The organism is Pseudomonas fluorescens (genome assembly GCF_001623525.1).
In the GTDB taxonomy this organism is placed as follows: Bacteria; Pseudomonadota; Gammaproteobacteria; order Pseudomonadales; family Pseudomonadaceae; genus Aquipseudomonas; species Aquipseudomonas fluorescens_Q.
This window is the reverse complement of record NZ_CP015225.1, coordinates 2,796,382-2,814,761: the sequence shown is the minus strand read 5'-3', so window position 1 is coordinate 2,814,761 and position 18,380 is coordinate 2,796,382. Positions and strand designations below refer to the sequence as shown.

The following is an 18,380-nucleotide window of genomic DNA, read 5'->3' as shown; positions in this document are numbered from 1 at the left end:
TGGTGAGAGAGGTTATGCAGTGGTTGTGCCAAGTGGCTTGAAGGTGCGGATTTATTGAGCTGCGGGTTGGTTGAGCGGATTGGGGAGGGATTTATTGCACCGAATCAAAGCGTGTTGCCCGGTAATGGAGCGTAGTGAACTAGGCCCTGTGGCGAGGGGATTTATCCCCGTTGGGCTGCGCAAGTGGCCCCAAGCCAGGCAACGCGGTGTGCCAGGAAGATTGAGATCATTGCTTTAGGGCTGCTTGCGCAGCCCAGCGGGGATAAATCCCCTCGCCACAATAATCATGAGCCGTGAAACACCAAAAACAGCAGCACGATGTTCACCACCAGGGACACCAGTGCCAAGGTCCGCCAGACCTTCAGCGGCTCGCGCTCCAACAGTGGCCGGGGCCTTACGTTCAAGCTGCGGCGTTCACCCTGCTCCAGCAGCAACAACCACTCTTCGGCGGTTTCAAAGCGTTGCTCCGGGTCTGCGGCGACGGCGCGTTCCAGGCTTTGCCCGAGCCATTCGGCCAAGTCCGGTCGATAGCGACTGGCACTGACCGGTACGCCAAAGCGCGGGCGTTGGAAGGCTTCGATTTCGCCGTAGGGATAATGCCCGGTCAGCAGGAAGTACAAGGTCACGCCGACCGAGTACAAGTCCTGTTGCGCCGTCGGCGCGGTGCCGGCGAAGGCTTCCGGGGCAATGTAGCTGGGGGTGCCGGGCAGGACGTTGGCCTGGTCTTCGGACAGGCCCGGACAGTACGCCAGGCCGAAGTCGAGCAGACGCAATTCCCCGTCATCCCCCAGGTGCAGGTTTTCCGGCTTGATGTCGCGGTGGTAGATCTGCCTTCGATGTAACAGGCCTACTGCCCGCACCAGCCGCTGCGCCAGTTCCAGCCACTGGGCCAGAGGCAGTGGCCCGCCCTGGTTGAACAGCTCGGCCAGGGTCGCGCCCGGATATTCACGCATCACGTAATACAAATGCTGACGCTGGGGAACCCCATGGACCTCTGGAAACTGCCGCCCGGCGACGCGCTTGAGAAACCACTCCTCCGAGAGCAACGCCTGCCCCGCGCGGCTATCGTCGCGTAGCTGCGCGGGCAGGGTTTTCAGTAGCCAAGGTTGGCCCTGACCATCGTGTACCCGGTAGAGCAACGATTGCTGGCTCTGACCGAGCAGGCTTTCGATCTGCCAGCCCTCGAACACCTGGCCCGGTTTCAGCGCAGGCGGCAGGGGCCATTGCTGCAACTGGATCAGCGCATCGCCGATGCTCGCTTCGCCCACCGCGTCGACCCGCACCAGCAAGGCGCTGGCGTTGTCCTGGCTGCCGGCCAGGTGCGCGGCGTTGACCAGGGTCTGGGCGGCGACGTCCAGGTCCGGTTGATCCCGAAGAATGCCGGCAATGGCCGTGTCGCCCAGCACCGCCCAGACGCCATCACTGAGCAATACGAAGGTTTCGTCGATGCGCAGTTCGCCGTCAAGAAAGTCGAGGATCAGGTGTTGGTCCAGGCCCAGGGCACGCTTGAGCACATGCTGCATGCCCTGTTGTTCCCAGACGTGGTCTTCGCTGACCCGTTGCAGCTGATCGGCGTGCCAGCGGTAGACCCGGCAATCGCCGACGTGGGCCAAGGTGAAGCGCCGGCCCCGCAGGACCAGGACGCTGACGGTGGTGAGCAGCGGTTGCCCGCCACCGTTGGCTTGCAGCCAGCGATTCTGCGCCAACAGCAACCGGTCCAATGCCTGGGCCACGCCCCAGGTCTGTGGCGTGGAGTAGTAATCCAGGGCCAGGGCCTGCAAGGTCGAACGGGCGGCCAGCCCGCCATCGGCGCATTGGCTCACGCCGTCGGCGATGGCGAACAGGTATCCCTTGCTGGCGGCCAGGGCCGGCGCCGGGGTGACCAGGCGCAAGGCGTCCTGGTTTTCTTCCCGCGGGCCGATGGCACTGGCTTCGGCGAAACTCAGTTGCAGGCTCATGGGGGTTATTTATACCCGAGCCGCGGTGACGGCGGCCGAACCCCAAGTGGTCCTCCAACGGCGCTTGACGCCGTGCAGGCCGAACCAGGCCAGGACACCGAGGCTGGCAAACAACCACAATGCCAGTTGATAGCTGCCGGTGCTCTGCTTGATCGCGCCCATGCCCGCCGCCAGGGCGAAGCCGCCGATGCCGCCGGCCATGCCGATCAGCCCGGTCATCACGCCGATCTCGCGACGGAAGCGTTGTGGCACCAGTTGGAACACCGCGCCGTTGCCCGCACCCAAACCGAGCATGGTGCAGACGAACAGGGCCAGGGCGGCGTAGGAGCTCGGCAGGTTGAAGCCCACTGCGGCGATGCAGACGGCCGCGACGGTGTACATGCCCAGCAAGGTGCGGATGCCGCCGAAACGGTCCGCCAGGGCGCCGCCCAATGGACGCATCAGGCTGCCACCGAAGACGCAGGCGGCGGTGTAGTAGCCAGCGGTGACCGGGCTCAGGCCATATTGGTCGTTGAAGTAGCCGGGCAGGGCGCTGGCCAGGCCGATGAAGCCGCCGAAGGTCACGCTGTAGAAGAACATGAACCACCAGCTGTCGCGGTCGCCCAGGGCCTTGAGGTAGTCGGCCATGGATTTGGCTTTTGGCCGCTCGGGGGCGTTCTTGGCCAACCAGGCGAAGAGCACCAGGGTCAGCACCAGGGGGATCAGCGCGAAGCCGAACACGTTGCTCCAGCCGAAGGCCACCGCCATGACCGGAGCGATCAGCGCCGCGAGCACGGTGCCCGAGTTACCGGCACCGGCGATGCCCATGGCCTTGCCCTGGTGCTGTGGCGGATACCACTGGGACGCCAGCGGCAGGGCCACGGCGAACGAAGCGCCGGCCACGCCCAGAAACAGGCCTAGCAACAACGCTTGCTCGTAGCTGTGGATGCCCAGTTTCCAGGCGCAGAACAGCGCACCGATCACAATCACCTGGCCCACCATGCCAGCAGTCTTCGGCGAAATCCGATCGGCCAGCAGGCCCATGAACAACCGCAGTACGGCGCCAGCCAGGATCGGCGTCGCGACCATCAGGCCGCGTTGCTGGGTGGTCAGGTGCAGGTCGGCAGAGATCTGTACCGCCAGTGGACCGAGCAGGTACCAGACCATGAAGCTCAGGTCGAAGTAGAGGAAGGCCGCGAACAGTGTCGGGGTATGGCCGGATTTCCAGAAGCTTGAATTCATCGCGCACCTCAGCTGTAAAAGTCTCGAGAAATGAGTCAGTGCTTTGAGCAGTGCGCCGTCTGTGGTCGCACCACCGGCCCCGAGGGGCCAAAACAAAAAAACGCCGCAACCCGGATCGCCAGAGAGGCAAGGAGGGTGTGCGACGTCTTTGTCGTAGGTGGGGCAACCGCCGTTGGTTACCTGTGGGTTTGCTTAAGCGAGATCTGTGCCAAGTCTGTCACTATCATTCCTACGCTCTGCGCGGGAATGCCGCGCCAGGGACGCTCCGCGTTCCGCTTCACAAGGTGACGCAGAGCGTCATGGGATGCATTCCCACGCAGAGCGTGGGAACGATCATCAGTAGGGCGGTAAGGCAGGCGCTACAAGGTCTTCAGCCCAGCAGCTCATTCATGGCAATGATCTGTTCCGCCACCTGGATCAGCTTCTGCTGGCGGCTCATGGCCTGGCGGCGCATCAGGGTGTAGGCCTGCTCCTCGTTGCATTCCTTCATCTTCATCAACATGCCCTTGGCCAGTTCGATGCGCTTGCGCTCGGCCAGTTGCTGGTCGCGGGCCAGGAGCTGGGCGCGCAGGGCCTGGTCGCTTTCGAAGCGGGCCATGGCCACGTCGAGGATCGGTTGCAGACGTGCGGCGTGGATGCCTTCGACGATGTAGGCGCTCACCCCCGATTTGATCGCCTGGCGCATGACATCCGGGTCGTGCTCGTCGGTAAACATGACAATCGGTCGTGGTTGGTCGCGGCTGACCAGCACCACTTGCTCCATGACATCGCGTCCGGGTGACTCGGTATCGATCAAAATCACGTCCGGACGCACCGTTTCGACGCGCGCCGGCAGGTCGATGGTCAATCCGGATTCATCGATGACTTCGAATCCGGCTTCAATCAGGGCGGCTTTGAGGCGGCCGACTTTTTTCGCGGTGTCGTTGATCAGCAGGATACGCAGCATGGTCGAGGCTCCTGTCAGCGGCTGGCGAAAAGGGGAGCCGCATCGCTCAAGGCGTGCAGTTTGAAGCTGCGGGCATACTTGGCCGGGTCCGAACCGTCCCAGAGGGTGCCATCGATCAACTGGCTGCTGCGCATGTCCTGGCACGGGGACGCGATGCCCAGTGCGCTAGCGGCTTCACGGTACAGCTTGAGCTGCTGGACGTCCTGGGCCACGGCCAGGTAATCCGGGTCTTCGCGCAACAGGCCCCAGCGGCGGAACTGGGTCATGAACCACATGCCGTCGGACAAGTACGGCAGGTTCACCTCGCCATTGCCATGAAAGCGCATGGCATGGGGATCCTGCCAACTGTTGCCCAGGCCATCGGCGTAGATCCCCAGCAAGCGCGGCTCGATGCAGTCCAGTGGTGCGTCGAGGTATTCGGGCGCGCTCAACAGTTGTGCGGTGCTGCGACGGTTTTCGCTGCTTTGTTCGATGAAGCGGCTGGCTTCGAGGATCGCCATGACCAGGGCCCGGGCGGTATTGGGGTACTGCTCGACGAATGCGCGGGTGCAGCCCAGGACTTTTTCCGGGTGATCAGGCCAGATGGTCTGGGTGGTCGCCAGGGTGAAGCCCAGGTTCTGCTTCACCGCGCTGGCGCACCAGGGTTCACCGACGCAAAAACCGTCGATACGTCCGGCTTGCAGGTGCGCGATCATTTGCGGCGGCGGTACCACGACGCTGTCGACATCCGACAAGGGATGGATGCCCTGGGCCGCAAGCCAGTAATACAGCCACATGGCATGGGTGCCGGTGGGGAAGGTCTGGGCGAAGGTCAGTTTCGGGCGAGTTTGGTGCACGTGCCGTTCCAGTGCCTCAGGACTGGTCACGCCCTGGGCCTGCAAGCCATGGGACAGGTTGATGCTCTGGCCGTTCTGGTTCAGGCCCATCAGCACGGCCATGTCGGTCGGCGCGACGCCGCCGATCCCCAGGTGCACGGCGTAGATCAGGCCGTACAGGCTGTGGGCGGCATCGATTTCACCACTGACCAGCTTGTCCCGCAGGTTGGCCCAGGACGTCTGGCGCTTGAGGTTCAGGGTCAGGCCGTAGGGTTGGGCGAAGCCCTGGGTGGCGGCCACCACCACCGGGGCACAGTCACTCAAGGCCATGAAACCCAGGTTGACTGCGCTCTTTTCCGGGGCATCGCTGCCGTTGACCCAAGCCAGGGGGTTGGCTGGAACTTCATTCATCGCGCATCACCTTCCACGTAAAAAAAGCGCCGTACCCAGCGCTGCCAGGGCAGGGCCGGATGACGACGCCGTTGTCCTTTAAATCAGTGTGGCACTCATTCCGCCATTGGCATGGGCGCCGATGAACGAAAAGGGTGCAAGGCATATGCCAGTGCGTGCCCCATCACCTTTCCATCAAGATTCAAGACGCCGGGTCTTTCATCCTGTCGGCCCTTCCAAGGCTACGTAGCAAAGGAGACCGGTGTGCAGGACAAATCATCTCGCTCCACGGCATTGCCTGAACAGCGCGAACGGGTGCTGCACCTGCGTGTCGCGCAAAGCCCGGTTCAACTGAGCGCTGCGAGGTTTGGCGTCAGTCATCGCCTGCCGGTCGGTTGGCAAGGGTTGGTGGTGGCGGGTGATTCGCTGCGCTGGAGTGGCGGCCCGTTGCACGTCCAGCCTGTGGCTGCGGCGCCGCTGGTGAAGTTGCAGGCTTTTTTCGACATGAGCAATGCCTTCGTCGAGGTCGGGCAACGGGGGGCAGTTGGACCGTGGGCCCTGTTGCCGGTGACCGAGGAAGTCGTCCGCTCCCAGGAACGATTCGAACGCTGGTTCATCGGCCAGGCGCTGGGCGGCACCGCGGCCTATCACGCGGCTGCCAACCTGTTGCGGCATCACGAGAGCTACGGGCTCGTACGGTTTTTATTGGAACAAGGCACCCACAGCGAAAAGCTCAACACGCTGGCCCAGCGCTACGGCGTGTCGGTTTCGCATTTTCGGCGGCTGTGCCAACAGGCCCTGGGTAGCGCGGCCAAACCGGTGTTGCGCGGCTGGCGCACGGCCCAGGCGCTGCTGAACATGAGTCTTCAGGACGGCTCGCTGACCGACGTGGCGCTGGAGTTCGGCTTTGCCTCCTCTTCACACTTTTCCAAGGAAGTCCGCGAACTGGTGGGTTTCGCGCCCAGCAGCCTGGCGGATATCACCTACCTGCCAGGCAAGTGAGTCGATGAGCCTGCGACGATTTTCCCTGACCCTTTCATGGCTGTGCCTGAGTACCGCGATGCTGCTCCCAGCATTGGCCGCCCGGGCTGATGTCTACACCTTCGAAGCCCGGGAGCAGAGCGCGCGGACTTTTTTCAGCGAATTGTCCGGGTCGTTGGGCAAGCCGGTCATTGTCAGCAAGGCCGCGGCGGCCAAACGGATCGGCGGCACGTTCGACCTGCGCACGCCGCAACGGACTTTCGAACGTGTCAGCGCGCAGATGGGGCTGATCTGGTACAGCGATGGCCAGGCGATCTATCTGTATGACGCCTCGGAAATCAAAAGCGCGATGATGTCGCTGCAGACCCTGACCGTGGCCAAGCTCCAGGCCTTCCTGGGGCGTTCGGGGCTGCACGATGTCCGGTATCCGCTGCGTCACGACGGTCTGCGGACGTTCCATGTCTCGGGCCCGCCGATCTATGTCGACCTGGTGGTGCAGGCCGCCGGCTTGATGGACAACCAGCGTTCGGAGCTGCTGCTGGGCAAGCAGCAGATCGGTGTGATCCAGGTGCGAAACACCTTTGTCAGTGACCGCAACTATGAGCTGCGCGACGACAAGGTGACCATTCCAGGGCTGGCCACTGTGATCGAGGCCCTGTTGCGCGGCGAAAAGCACGAGGTCGAGCCGTCGGTGGCGCAAGGCACCGCGTCGGGAGTGCGGGGCGCGATGCCGCTGTTTCCCCTGGAGGGCCTGGCGGACACCCCCTCGAACCAAGACCCGACGGCCCCGCGAATCATTGCGCGGGAGGTGGCCGCCGGCAACATTCGGGTGGTGGCCTACCCGGACACCAACAGCCTGTTGGTCAAGGGGCTGCCGGAGCAGGTGCGCTTCATCGAGAACCTGGTCAATGCCCTGGACACGCCGAAACGCCACGTCGAGTTGTCGTTGTGGATCATCGACCTGCACAAGGATGAGCTCAACCAGTTGGGCATCAATTGGCAAGGCGCGGTGAAGTCCGGGGCCACCTTCAGCGCATCGCTCAACGCCGGCTCGGCGACCACCCTCGATGGCGCCTCGTTCGTCACCCAGGTCATGGCCCTGGAGCGGACCCAGCGGGCCAATGTCGTCTCGCGCCCGGTGATCCTGACCCAAGAGAACGTGCCGGCGATCTTCGACAACAACCGCACCTTCTATGCCCCCTTGGTCGGGGAGCGCAGTGTCGATCTGCAGCATGTGACCTATGGCACGTTGGTGAATGTACTGCCGCGTTTCGCCCACGCGGACGAGATCGAGATGTCGCTCAATATCGAGGACGGCAACGAAGTCGAGAGTCCGGGCCAGGGTGAGCGCCAGGGCGCGTTGCCGACGGTCGGTCGCACCCGCATCAGTACCGTAGCGCGAGTACCCCAAGGCAAGAGTCTGTTGGTGGGCGGTTTCACCCGCGATGACCACGGCGAGCAGATCGGGCGCGTCCCGGTGTTGGGGGCGATTCCCTGGATCGGTCGCTTGTTCAGCTATCGCCAAGGGCGCTCGGCCAACACGGTGCGTGTGTTCCTGATCCAGCCCAAGGAGATTCGCGAGGCTTTTGAACCGGCCACGAGCGAGCCGGGCGGGCAGTTACTGACCCCGCAGCAGCACGAACGGGTGCGTCGGATGTACTTCCGGATGTCAGAGAAATGATGCTGCCCCCGGTTTCCCTCGGTGGCCGGGCCGCCCAGGCGCGGCTCAATGCCGAGAAAGCCGCCGAACACCCGCAACCACCCGTCGATGCCGAGACGCCCGAGGACAGCGCAACGGCCGCAGTGGCGCAGCGCCTCGTACAGATCAGCGACGAACTCTCGGCGGCACTGACCCAATTCCGTGGCCGCCGGTTGTTCGAGCTCAAGTCCGAGGCCATGACCGACACCTTCGAGCGCGTGCTGGAAGACGACACCGTGCCCAAGGCACGGCAGGTGCTGAGCCTGGCGCGGTTGGCGGACAAGCCCGTCGCCTGGTTGCTGCAAATGGCGCGAAGCCTGTTTCCCGATGACAGCGACCTGGCCCTGGTGCTACGGGCGTTGTTGCGCCGCAAGAACCTGGAGACGCTGACCCGCCAGCGCCTCGAAACGCTGTTGCAGACGGTGGTTGCCCAAGGCTCCCCCAAGCGCTTGAACGCTGGAATCAACGCGGCGCTCAAGGCCCGGATGTTCGGCAAGAGCCTGGCGGTGCGGGCCGGCCTGTTGCGCGAGAGCTACCGGGACTTCCTCGAGTCCGACGAAGGCCCGCTCAGTTGTTACCAGGACTGGATCGCACTCTACGGCCCGTCGCAACGTCAGGGGGTACTGGCCTTTATTGAAGCAGCGCTGCTCACCGACATCAGCGCCCAGGACCCCAGTTGCTCGCGCGTCGAGTTTGGTCAACTGCTGGCCCGGGTGACCGACCTCAAGCGCCTGCGTTCGGCCGACGAGCAGTTTATCGGCGCAGTGCTCGGCGATGCCGTCATCTGCCGGCACAACCCCGATGAGTCCGACTGGTTGGTGTTCTTCTTCGGCGTGTTGACCTACCCCGATGACCTCGACCAGTTGTTGCTCGGTGCGTTGGGCGAACAAGTGCTGCTCAGTGCCCACCGTGAGCGATCGATACTGTTGCAGACCCTGCGCCGGCTCAGCCTGCGGTTGCCCTTGCCCCTGTTTGCCGATGAGGAGGCGCCACAGCGCCTGGCCACCCAGTTCACCCGCTTGGCGGACGTCGCCTATGCCCATGAATGCATCGATCAGCGCCGCTCGGGTGGTTGCCCATGACCCTGCTCAATGGGTTCTTGCGCAACGTCGGCGCTCGCCCGGAACTGCTGATCCTGACCTTGATGGTGATGATCATCGCCATGCTGATCATCCCCTTGCCCACGGTGCTGGTGGATTTTCTCATCGGCCTGAACATCGTCATCTCGCTGCTGGTGTTCATGGGCTCGTTCTACATCGAGCGCATCCTCAGCTATTCGACGTTTCCGGCGTTGCTGCTGTTGACGACCTTGTTTCGCCTGGCGCTGTCGATCAGCACCAGCCGGCTGATCCTCAGCCAGGCCGACGCCGGCGAGATCATCGCCTCGTTCGGTGACTTTGTGATCGGCGAAAGCCTGGTGGTGGGCTTCGTGATTTTTTCCATCGTCACCATTGTCCAGTTCATCGTGATCACCAAAGGCTCGGAACGGGTCGCCGAAGTCGCCGCGCGTTTTTCCCTGGACGGGATGCCGGGCAAGCAGATGAGCATCGACGGTGACCTCAAGGCCGGCGCCATCGACGCGGCCCAGGCCCGGGAAAAACGCAGCGTGCTGGAGCGCGAAAGCCAGCTGTACGGGTCTTTTGACGGGGCGATGAAATTCATCAAGGGCGATGCCATCGCCGGGATCATCATTATCTTCGTCAACTTCATCGGCGGCATGGCCATCGGCGTCGGGCAACTGGGCATGGACCTGTCCACCGCGCTGTCGACCTACACCCTGTTGACCATCGGCGATGGCCTGGTGGCCCAGATCCCGGCGCTGCTGATCGCCATCGGTGCCGGCTTCATCGTCACCCGCGTCAACGGCGACGACAGCAACCTGGGGCGCAACATGCTCACCCAGATGCTCGGCAACCCGTTCGTCCTTGGTGTTACCGCGTTGCTGGCGGTGGGCGTGGGGCTGTTGCCGGGTTTCCCGTTGCTGACGTTCCTGTCGATTGCCGGCGTGCTGGGCCTGGTGGTATTTGTGCGCCAGCGCAAATCGTCGCGACAGGCTAGTCCGGGCGAAAGCCGCGCCGAAGCCGCCGAGCAAAACACGCTGCCGAGCGAGTCAGGGCTGCTCGATGACGTCGACAACCTCGCGACAGAAACCATTGCCTTGATGCTGCTGGTGCCCAAGACGCAACTCGAAGCGCTGGAAAAGCAGCGTTGGGCGGCGCGCTTTCGCAGCCAGTTTTTCGTCGACTACGGCTTGCGCATCCCCGAGCCACGGCTGCGGGCCAGCGAGGCGCTGCCGGCGCATCAAGTGGCGGTGTTGATCAACGAAGTGCGGGCCGAGCAGTTCGACATTCATTTCGATCACTGGCGCCTGCTGGATTACTCGCCGGAGCTGGACCCCCTGGGCTTTGCCTTGGTGCGCGGCAACGACAGCAATCGCCTGGGCGGTGTCTGGGTCAGCGCCGCCGACCGCGAGCGGGTGCAGCAGTTGGGCTATCACCTACGGCCCGCCGATGAAGAATGCTATCGCTGCCTGGTCACGCTGCTGGCGCGCAACATCCAGGAGTTCTTCGGCGTGCAGGAAACCAAGCAGTTGCTCGACGAAATGGAAACCCGCTGCCCCGACCTGCTCAAGGAAGTCTATCGCCACGTCACCGTGCAGAAAATCGCCGAAGTGCTGCAGCGCCTGATCGGCGAGCGCATCTCTGTGCGCAACATGAAGCTGATCCTCGAATCCCTTGCCCATTGGGCCTCCCGGGAAAAGGACGTGCTGGCGCTGGTCGAACACGTGCGCGGCGCCATGGCCCGCTACATCAGCAACAAGTTTGCCCAGGGCAACGACCTGCGCGTGCTGCTGTTGTCGCCAGAGTTCGAAGAAGTGGTGCGCCGTGGCATCCGGCAAACCTCCGGCGGCAGTTTCCTCAACCTGGAACCGGCCGAATCGGAAGAACTGATGGACCGCCTCAGTGTTGGCCTGGACAGCGTGCACATCGCCCACAAGGACATGGTGTTGCTGTGTTCGGTCGATGTGCGGCGCTACATCAAGAAACTCATCGAGGGACGTTTCCGGGAGCTGGACGTCATGTCGTTCGGCGAAATCTCCGAGAGCGTGTCCGTCAATGTCATCAAAACCCTGTGAGGACACTGCACATGGCGGTTGGAAATAGCCTCCGCCTGGAGCGACAGGCGGCCCACCCCTTGCGCTTGAGCGGACCACTGATAGAAGCGGCGCTGCCCGGGGTGGTGGTCGGCGAAGTCTGCGAAGTGCGTCGGCACTGGCGCTCGCCCGAGGTCGCGGCGAGGGCGCAGGTGATCGGCTTCAAGCCCGGTGCCGTGTTGCTCAGCCTGCTGGGCGATGGCAGAGGCTTGTCCCGGGAGTCGATGATCGTGCCCACCGGCTCGACCTTGCAACTGGCCTGCAGTGACGCCTTGCTCGGCAGTGTGGTCGATCCCCAGGGCAGGATCGTCGAGCGCCTGGCGCCATCGACGGCGGTGGCGCAACGGGATTGTCCGGTGGATGCCGACCCGCCGCCCTACCAGCAGCGACGCCCGGTGGCGGAACCGTTGCGCACCGGCATCCGCGTCATCGATGGCTTACTGACCTGCGGCGTCGGTCAGCGTATCGGCATTTTTGCCGCCGCCGGTTCCGGCAAGACCACCTTGATCAACATGCTGATCGAGCACACCGACGCAGAGGTCTTCGTGATCGGCCTGATTGGCGAACGTGGGCGGGAGGTGACCGAGTTCATCGCGCACCTGCGCCAGTCGCCCAAGCATTCTCGTTGCGTGGTGGTATTCGCCACTTCGGATTTTTCCTCGGTAGATCGCTGCAACTCGGCGCTGCAAGCCACCACCATCGCCGAGTATTTTCGCGACCAGGGGTGGCGCGTGGTGTTGTTGCTGGACTCGTTGACCCGCTACGCCCGCGCCCGTCGCGACCTGGCCTTGGCGGCCGGTGAAGCCCCGGCGCGGCGCGGCTATCCGGCCTCGGTGTTCGATGCCTTGCCGCGCTTGCTGGAGCGACCAGGGGTAACCGCGACCGGCAGCATCACCGCCTGGTACACGGTGCTGTTGGAAAGCGACGACGAGCCGGATCCGATCGCCGAGGAGATTCGTTCCATTCTCGATGGCCACGTCTACCTCAGCCGTGCCCTGGCGGCCAAGGGGCACTACCCGGCCATCGATGTCCTGCGCAGCGTCAGCCGGGTGGCGACGCAAGTCACCACGCCGCAGGTGCAGCAACTGGCCGCGTCGACCCGGGAAACCCTGGCCCGTCTTGAACAGTTGCAGGTCTTTCTCGACATGGGCGAGTACAGCCCTGGCGTGGACGCGGCCAATGATCGCGCGATGCACCGGCGTGATGCCCTCGACCGATGGCTGCGCCAGCCGACGGGCGAGTGCTGCGAGCCGGACGAAACCTTACGGAGCCTGCATGAAATCCTTGCCTGAGCAGCGACGCTTGTTGGCCTTCAGCGAGTTCCGGCGGCAACGCGGCGAGCAGGCGCTGCTGCACGTCCAGCGCCAATTGCAGCCGCTGCTGACGGAGCGCGACGGCTTCGAGGCGCAGGAAGCCGCGCTGCAAGACCTGTTGGCCAGCCATCGCGCCAATGACTGCGTGCTGGATCACGGGCAGCTGTTGGCGCTGTTGCGCACCCAGGCGGTGATCCGTCGGCGGATCGATCTGCTGCGGGTCGAGCGGGACCGCGTGGATCAGCAGTGCCGACAGATCGAGCAGCAGTTGCAGGTGCAGCGCGAGCGGTTGCGTGGGCTGTTGCGCAAACACGACAGGTACGAGCGTTCCGTCCAGCAACTGTTGCGGGTTCAACGGCTTGAAGCGGTGCGCCGGGAAGAGCGGGAGCTGGAAGAAATGATGGAGGGACGGCGATGAAAGCGCTCTCAGTGGTTCCCGCTCGGCCGGTCCAGGTCCTGGACCCCGTCGACGAAGGCCCGATGGATGAGCTGCAAGACCTGCTTGTCCCGGTGCAGGAGGATGAGCTGCCACAGGGCGTGCTGGACCTGATGGTTGCGCTGGTTCGGCCTCATCGCGAGCCGATGGACAATGGCCGTGCGTTGGCCTGGCGTTCGATGAGTATTGTTCAGGGCGGCGCGGAGGTTGAGCGTGATGGGGAGCGCTCGGGTGCTCGCGAAGCGGTGGAGGTTGAAGCCGTTCGCGCGCCACCCCGTGCCCGGGTCGCAATGACTTTTCCACATGCCGGCCCACCGCTCAGCCAGATGGCACGCCATCCGTTGTCTCAACGCTTGGAGCCAGCGGGGGATCCATCAACGCTGCCGACCTACTCGGCATCGATCGAGCCGCCACGGCATGAGCCGTTCACCGCTGCCAGTGAGCAGTCGCTGGCCCTTGGCGATGAACCGCTACCCCAGGCGCCGTTGAGCCTCCAAGGCACGCGTCACGCACCGTCGGTTGCCACGGCATCCATCCCTGCATCGACGCCGCCACCCGCGCTCGATGTCATGGTCGAGACGTTGCCGGGTCTGGATCGAGGGTTCCTGCAAGTCCCCTTCAACCGAGCGGGGGCCAACGGACAAGTGACGATCAGCCGCGGGTCTGAAGAGCCCACTCGACCCCTGACGCTCAGCCCCAGCAATGCCCTGGTGTTCGAGCAACTCAAGGAACCTTTCGCCCTGGCCCGGGAGCCTGCCTGGCGGCTGACCGACAGTGGCGGTGAGCAGCCGCGCCAGGGTTCGCAGCAGGGGCCGGACGAGGATCCGGACGAACAGGCTGAGCCTGCGGCATGAGCGCATTGCAGCTGCGCCGGGTCGAGCCTTTGGTGCATGCCCACGCCCAGGCGATTCAACGCTGGCGGCGCGCCGGTCGGGACGCGGGTCTGACCAAGGTGCCCGAGCGTTCCGACTATTTGAGCTTCTGCGCACAGGGTGACGACGGGCCCTGGCGCGGGCTGATCAGGGCTCGTGACTGGTTGCACCATTCGCTCCCGACCTTGCACGCGCTGCTGACGCAGCCGTGCCCGTTGCCCCGTATCGTCGAGTTGTTCCGGGCGGTGCCGCGGCCCTTGTCACTGGAGGTGGACGAGTTGCGTTACAGCCATCTGTCGGACATCGAATTCGTGGCCCCGGCGCGCTTGCCGACGGGCGAAGTGCCGTGGCTCGACACCCCCCGGAGGGCGCGTGTGGTTGACCCAATTGCCGCCCAGGAATGCCCTGCGCGGCCCCGTAACCGCCGACTCATGGCTGAAGACGTTGCCAATGCGCCTGGAACTGATCCTCGGCGTCAGTCACCTGAGCCTTGCCAGTCGAATACGGCTGGGGGGAGGGCGACGTGCTGCGCATCGCCCAGCCCATGCAACGCAGCTTTGTGGCGGGCCAATGCCTTGGCGTTTTCACCTTTACCGAAGAGGGTTTACACATGCAACCGACCGTGGCCGAGGCCAGTCCAGAGAGCCCGTCAGAACCTGCCATGGAAATCGACCTGGGATCGCTCCCGGTGCGCCTGGAATTCCTGCTCGCCACCCATGATCTGGACTTGGCCGCGCTGTCGCAGATCATCGCCGGGCAACTGATCCCGCTGGCTGACGACGCGGCCCGGCGCATCGAGGTGCGCGCCAACGGCAAGCCCGTGGCCCTGGGCGAACTGGTGCAGTTGGACGGGCAGTTGGGCGTCGAATTGCTGAAGGTCTATCGGGACGGTGACGATGAATGACGTTTCGCTGATCGCGCTGCTGGCGTTCGCTTCGTTGCTGCCGTTCCTGGTGGCGGCGGGCACTTGCTACCTCAAGTTCTCCATCGTCTTCGTCATCGTGCGCAACGCCTTGGGCTTGCAGCAAGTGCCGTCGAACATGGCGCTCAATGCGATTGCCCTGATGCTCGCGGTGTTCGTCATGACGCCGGTCGTGAAGCAGGGCCATGACTACTACAAGACCGAGGCGGTGGCCTTTACCGATATCGAATCGGTGGTGAATTTCGCCGAGAACGGCCTGGGCAGCTACAAGGATTACCTGCGCAAATACACCGACCCGGAGCTGGCGCTGTTCTTCGAGCGGGCCCAGGCGGTCCAGGATGAAACCGACGCCGATTGGCCTGTCGATGAAGAACTGGCGCCTTCGCTGTTTTCGCTGTTGCCGGCCTACGCCCTGAGTGAAATCAAGAGTGCCTTCAAGATCGGCTTCTACCTGTACCTGCCCTTCGTGATTGTCGACCTGGTGATCTCCAGCATCCTGCTGGCGCTGGGCATGATGATGATGAGCCCGGTGATCATTTCCGTGCCGATCAAGCTGGTGCTGTTTGTCGCCCTGGATGGCTGGGCGCTGCTGTCCACCGGGCTGGTCAAGCAATACCTGACCTTGCTGGCGTAGGCGCAGCCATGAACGATCTGGTCTATGCCGGCAACAAGACCCTGTACCTGATCCTGCTGATGGTGGCCTGGCCGATCATCGTCGCCACGGTGGTCGGCCTGGTGGTGGGCTTGATCCAGACCGTGACCCAGTTGCAGGAACAGACCCTGCCGTTCGGCTTCAAGCTGCTGGCGGTCGCCGCCTGCCTGTTCCTGCTCTCGGGCTGGTACGGCGAAACCTTGCTGGACTTCAGCCGCGAAGTCATTCGCCTGGCGTTGGGTTAGGTCGATGGCGGTGACGCTGTTCTTCGAACTGTATGCCGGGTTCGCCGCCGCGCTGTTGGGCGTGGCGCGCCTGGCGCCGATTTTCTTCATGTTGCCGTTTCTCAACAGCGGCGTGCTGACCGGTGTCGCGCGCCAGGCGGTGATTGTCCTGGTGGCGCTGGGGTTCTGGGCCTACGTCGGCGTGCCGACGCCCGCCCTCGACAGCCTGGCGTTCCTCGGCTTGATGCTGCGGGAGGTGAGTATCGGCGTACTGCTGGGTGTGCTGCTGTGCTGGCCGTTCTGGGTGCTGCATGCCATGGGCAACCTGATCGACAACCAGCGCGGCGCCATGCTCAGCAGCACGGTGGATCCGGCGAACGGTGTCGACACGTCGGAGTTGGCGAATTTTCTCCAGTTGTTCGCGGCGGCGGTGTACCTCGAAGGCGGAGGGATGCTGTTGATGCTGGAAACCGTCGCGCAGAGCTATCGCATTTGTGCGCCGGCCAACGACTGCGCGATACACTTGTCGGCTCTCCACGCGCTATTGGATGTGCTGGTGAGCAAGACGCTGGTGATCAGTGCGCCGGTGGTGGCGACCTTGCTGGTCAGCGAAGCCTTGCTCGGTTTGCTCTCGCGCTATGCGCCACAGATGAACGCCTTTTCCGTGTCGTTGACGGTCAAGAGCCTGGTGGCGCTGGTGGTGTTGATGCTGTATTTCGGTGTGCACCTGCCGGACGAAGTCCTGCGCATGGGCGGGATGTCCGAGGGGCTGGCGCAGTCTCTGGGTGACGGGGAGGGCGATCATGTCATCCAGCGCCTCGAAGACTGAGAAGCCCACCGCCAAACGCCTGCGGGATGCCGCCCGCAAGGGCCAGACGTTCAAGGCCAAGGATCTGGTCATCACCTGCCTGACCCTGTGCGGCATCAGCTATCTGGTCTTCAACAGCTCGCTGTTCGAGATCATGGAGGTCTACCGGCGCATCATCGCCAGCGATTTTGACGTTGAACTGCAAACCTACTCGGCGATGCTGGTGCTGGTCGGCCTCAAGACGTTGCTGCCGCTGTTGCTGGTCTGCGTGCTGACCAGTGCGTTGCCGGCGCTGCTGCAAAGTGGTTTTGCCCTGGCCAGCGAAGCGTTGAAGCTGAATCTCGGCGCCTTGAACCCGATCAATGGTTTCAAGAAATTGTTCAGCCTGCGCACGGTCAAGGACACCTTCAAGGCGCTGTTGTACCTGGGCAGTTTTGCCATGGCGCTGTGGATCGTCTGGGTCACCCAGCGGCAATTGCTGTTTGCCCAACTGTTCGCCCAGGCAGCGGACCTGTTCGCGATCTGGGGGCATTTGCTGCTGGTGCTGGTGCTGGCGTTCCTGGCCTGCATCCTGCTGATCGTCGTGCTCGATGCCCTCAGCGAATATGGGTTGTTCATGAAAGACCAGATGATGGACAAGGACGCGGTCAAGCGTGAACACAAGGAGCAGGACGGCAACCCGCAGATCAAGGGTCGCCGCCGTGACCTGCACATGGAGCTGTTGTCGGAGCAGGTCAAATCCGACGTGCGCAGCTCGCGCATGATCATCGCCAATCCGACGCACATTGCCATCGGTGTGTATTTCCGCCCGGAAATCACCTTGTTGCCGTTCATCTCCCTGATGGAAACCAACCAACGCGCCCTGGCGGTGCGGGCGTATGCCAAGGCAGTCGGTGTGCCGGTGATCAACGACAAAGCATTGGCCCGACGGATCTTCAAGACCCACCAACGCTACAGCTTTCTCCAGGTGCAGGAAGTCGAGGAAGTGCTGCGCCTGCTGATCTGGCTGGAACAGGTCGAACAGGCTTGAGGCCGACGCTCTTCGAGACGACTCCCCCCCGGTGGCGAGGGAGCTTGCTCCCGCTGGGTCGCGCAGCGGCCCCAAAACCCGACGACGCGGTACATCAGGTTGATTGGCGTGGTCTTCGGGGGCTGCTGCGCAGCCCAGCGGGAGCAAGCTCCCTCGCCACAAGAGCCGTTCGCCAGCTGGAGATTTCGTCTGGAGGCAACACCGACCCGAAACAGCACCCCATCCACCACGCCGAGCACCCAACCCCGTGGCGAGGGAGCTTGCTCCCGCTGGGTCGCGCAGCGGCCCCAAAACCCGACGACGCGGTGCATCAGGTTGATTGGAGTTGGTCTTGCGGGGGGGGCTGCGCAGCCCAGCGGGAGCAAGCTCCCTCGCCACAAAGGCATGGATGAGCGCAATTTGGCAGCGTGACCTATCGGCGTTTTGGCTCAATGCACCCGTCAGCAACGCTGACGCTTTTTCAGGAGTGTGGCCGATGAGTCGCGACAACAAACAAGACGAGCAGGTGGCCCTGGAGGTCGTGGACGCGGTACTCGGTGGCGCGGCGTTGAAAGACGTGCAAGGCATCAGTGACGAACACATGGACAGCCTCTATGCCTTCGCCTTCCAGTTCTACGAACAAGGGCGGCTGGACGACGCCGAGAAGTTCTTCCACTTCCTGTGCATCTACGACTTCTACAACAGCCATTACTGGATGGGACTGGCGGCGGTGCACCAGCTCAAGCAAAACCACCAGAAGGCCATCGACCTGTATGCCATCGCGTTTGCCCAAGGCAAGAACGACTACCGGCCAATGCTCTACACCGGCCAGTGTCATCTGGCCCTGGGCAGGGTCGGCAAGGCCAGGTTGTGTTTCGAATACGTGATCGAGCAAGCCACGGAAGACGATCTGCGCAAGCAGGCCAAGGTGTATCTCGACACCCTGGCCCACATGGAACTGCACTGTTCGGAGGACTGAA

Annotated in this window: 17 protein-coding genes; 13 read left to right on the top strand and 4 right to left on the bottom strand. The window is 63.5% G+C overall.

Going from position 1 to position 18,380, the window contains the following annotated elements; genetic code table 11:
* Positions 1-284: 284 nt before the first annotated feature.
* The 4 genes from TK06_RS12010 to TK06_RS11995 all read right to left on the bottom strand — a co-directional run bounded on the left by TK06_RS12010 (position 285) and on the right by TK06_RS11995 (position 5,351).
* Entirely contained in the window at positions 285-1,958 is a 1,674-nt protein-coding gene (locus tag TK06_RS12010) for a bifunctional protein-serine/threonine kinase/phosphatase (RefSeq protein WP_063322259.1), read from the bottom strand.
* A gap of 9 nt (positions 1,959-1,967) precedes the next feature.
* A complete protein-coding gene (locus tag TK06_RS12005) occupies positions 1,968-3,179 on the bottom strand; it encodes a nitrate/nitrite transporter (RefSeq protein WP_039589025.1) in 1,212 nt (403 codons plus the stop codon).
* 370 nt (positions 3,180-3,549) lie between these two features.
* Positions 3,550-4,125, bottom strand: a complete 576-nt coding sequence (locus TK06_RS12000; protein WP_025212689.1) for an ANTAR domain-containing response regulator — start codon at positions 4,123-4,125, stop codon at positions 3,550-3,552.
* 14 nt (positions 4,126-4,139) lie between these two features.
* The gene (locus TK06_RS11995; protein ID WP_063322258.1) at positions 4,140-5,351 is read right to left on the bottom strand and encodes a CmpA/NrtA family ABC transporter substrate-binding protein; all 1,212 of its coding nucleotides are present in this window, start codon (positions 5,349-5,351) and stop codon (positions 4,140-4,142) included.
* A 243-nt stretch (positions 5,352-5,594) separates the two neighbouring features.
* Here TK06_RS11995 and TK06_RS11990 point away from each other — a divergent pair, with 243 nt between their 5' ends.
* The 13 genes from TK06_RS11990 (at position 5,595) to sicA (ending at position 18,379) form a co-directional block, all read left to right on the top strand.
* Positions 5,595-6,332 (top strand): helix-turn-helix domain-containing protein, encoded by a 738-nt coding sequence (locus TK06_RS11990; RefSeq protein ID WP_063322257.1) that lies wholly within the window; start codon positions 5,595-5,597, stop codon positions 6,330-6,332.
* Positions 6,333-6,336: 4 nt separating this feature from the next.
* Positions 6,337-7,992: a type III secretion system outer membrane ring subunit SctC gene (gene sctC / locus TK06_RS11985; RefSeq protein WP_063322256.1), complete on the top strand. Its 1,656-nt coding sequence runs from the start codon at positions 6,337-6,339 to the stop codon at positions 7,990-7,992.
* Positions 7,989-9,092 carry a type III secretion system gatekeeper subunit SctW gene (gene sctW, locus TK06_RS11980; protein ID WP_063322255.1) on the top strand — a complete coding sequence of 368 codons (1,104 nt, stop codon included), beginning with the start codon at positions 7,989-7,991 and terminating at the stop codon, positions 9,090-9,092. The genes sctC and sctW overlap by 4 nt, the downstream gene beginning before the upstream one ends.
* A 2-nt stretch (positions 9,093-9,094) precedes the next feature.
* A complete protein-coding gene (locus TK06_RS11975; RefSeq protein ID WP_275261138.1) occupies positions 9,095-11,146 on the top strand; it encodes an EscV/YscV/HrcV family type III secretion system export apparatus protein in 2,052 nt (683 codons plus the stop codon).
* Between the two features lie 11 nt (positions 11,147-11,157).
* A complete protein-coding gene (sctN, locus tag TK06_RS11970; RefSeq protein ID WP_063322253.1) occupies positions 11,158-12,456 on the top strand; it encodes a type III secretion system ATPase SctN in 1,299 nt (432 codons plus the stop codon).
* On the top strand, positions 12,440-12,895 hold the full coding sequence (locus TK06_RS11965) for a type III secretion protein (RefSeq protein ID WP_063322252.1): 456 nt from the start codon (positions 12,440-12,442) through the stop codon (positions 12,893-12,895). Before sctN ends, TK06_RS11965 begins: the two co-directional genes overlap by 17 nt.
* On the top strand, positions 12,892-13,767 hold the full coding sequence (locus TK06_RS11960; protein WP_063322251.1) for a hypothetical protein: 876 nt from the start codon (positions 12,892-12,894) through the stop codon (positions 13,765-13,767). The genes TK06_RS11965 and TK06_RS11960 overlap by 4 nt, the downstream gene beginning before the upstream one ends.
* 541 nt (positions 13,768-14,308) lie before the next feature.
* Positions 14,309-14,689 carry a FliM/FliN family flagellar motor switch protein gene (locus TK06_RS33270; RefSeq protein ID WP_343226762.1) on the top strand — a complete coding sequence of 127 codons (381 nt, stop codon included), beginning with the start codon at positions 14,309-14,311 and terminating at the stop codon, positions 14,687-14,689.
* The gene (locus tag TK06_RS11950; protein WP_063322250.1) at positions 14,682-15,341 is read left to right on the top strand and encodes an EscR/YscR/HrcR family type III secretion system export apparatus protein; all 660 of its coding nucleotides are present in this window, start codon (positions 14,682-14,684) and stop codon (positions 15,339-15,341) included. The genes TK06_RS33270 and TK06_RS11950 overlap by 8 nt, the downstream gene beginning before the upstream one ends.
* 8 nt (positions 15,342-15,349) lie before the next feature.
* Complete coding sequence (locus TK06_RS11945) at positions 15,350-15,604, top strand: EscS/YscS/HrcS family type III secretion system export apparatus protein (RefSeq protein ID WP_020795892.1); 255 nt, start codon at positions 15,350-15,352, stop codon at positions 15,602-15,604.
* A 4-nt stretch (positions 15,605-15,608) separates the two neighbouring features.
* A complete protein-coding gene (gene sctT, locus TK06_RS11940; protein WP_063322249.1) occupies positions 15,609-16,412 on the top strand; it encodes a type III secretion system export apparatus subunit SctT in 804 nt (267 codons plus the stop codon).
* Entirely contained in the window at positions 16,387-17,421 is a 1,035-nt protein-coding gene (locus TK06_RS11935) for an EscU/YscU/HrcU family type III secretion system export apparatus switch protein (protein ID WP_063322248.1), read from the top strand. Before sctT ends, TK06_RS11935 begins: the two co-directional genes overlap by 26 nt.
* 475 nt (positions 17,422-17,896) lie before the next feature.
* Entirely contained in the window at positions 17,897-18,379 is a 483-nt protein-coding gene (gene sicA, locus TK06_RS11930; RefSeq protein WP_063322247.1) for a type III secretion system translocator chaperone SicA, read from the top strand.
* Position 18,380 lies beyond the last annotated feature (1 nt).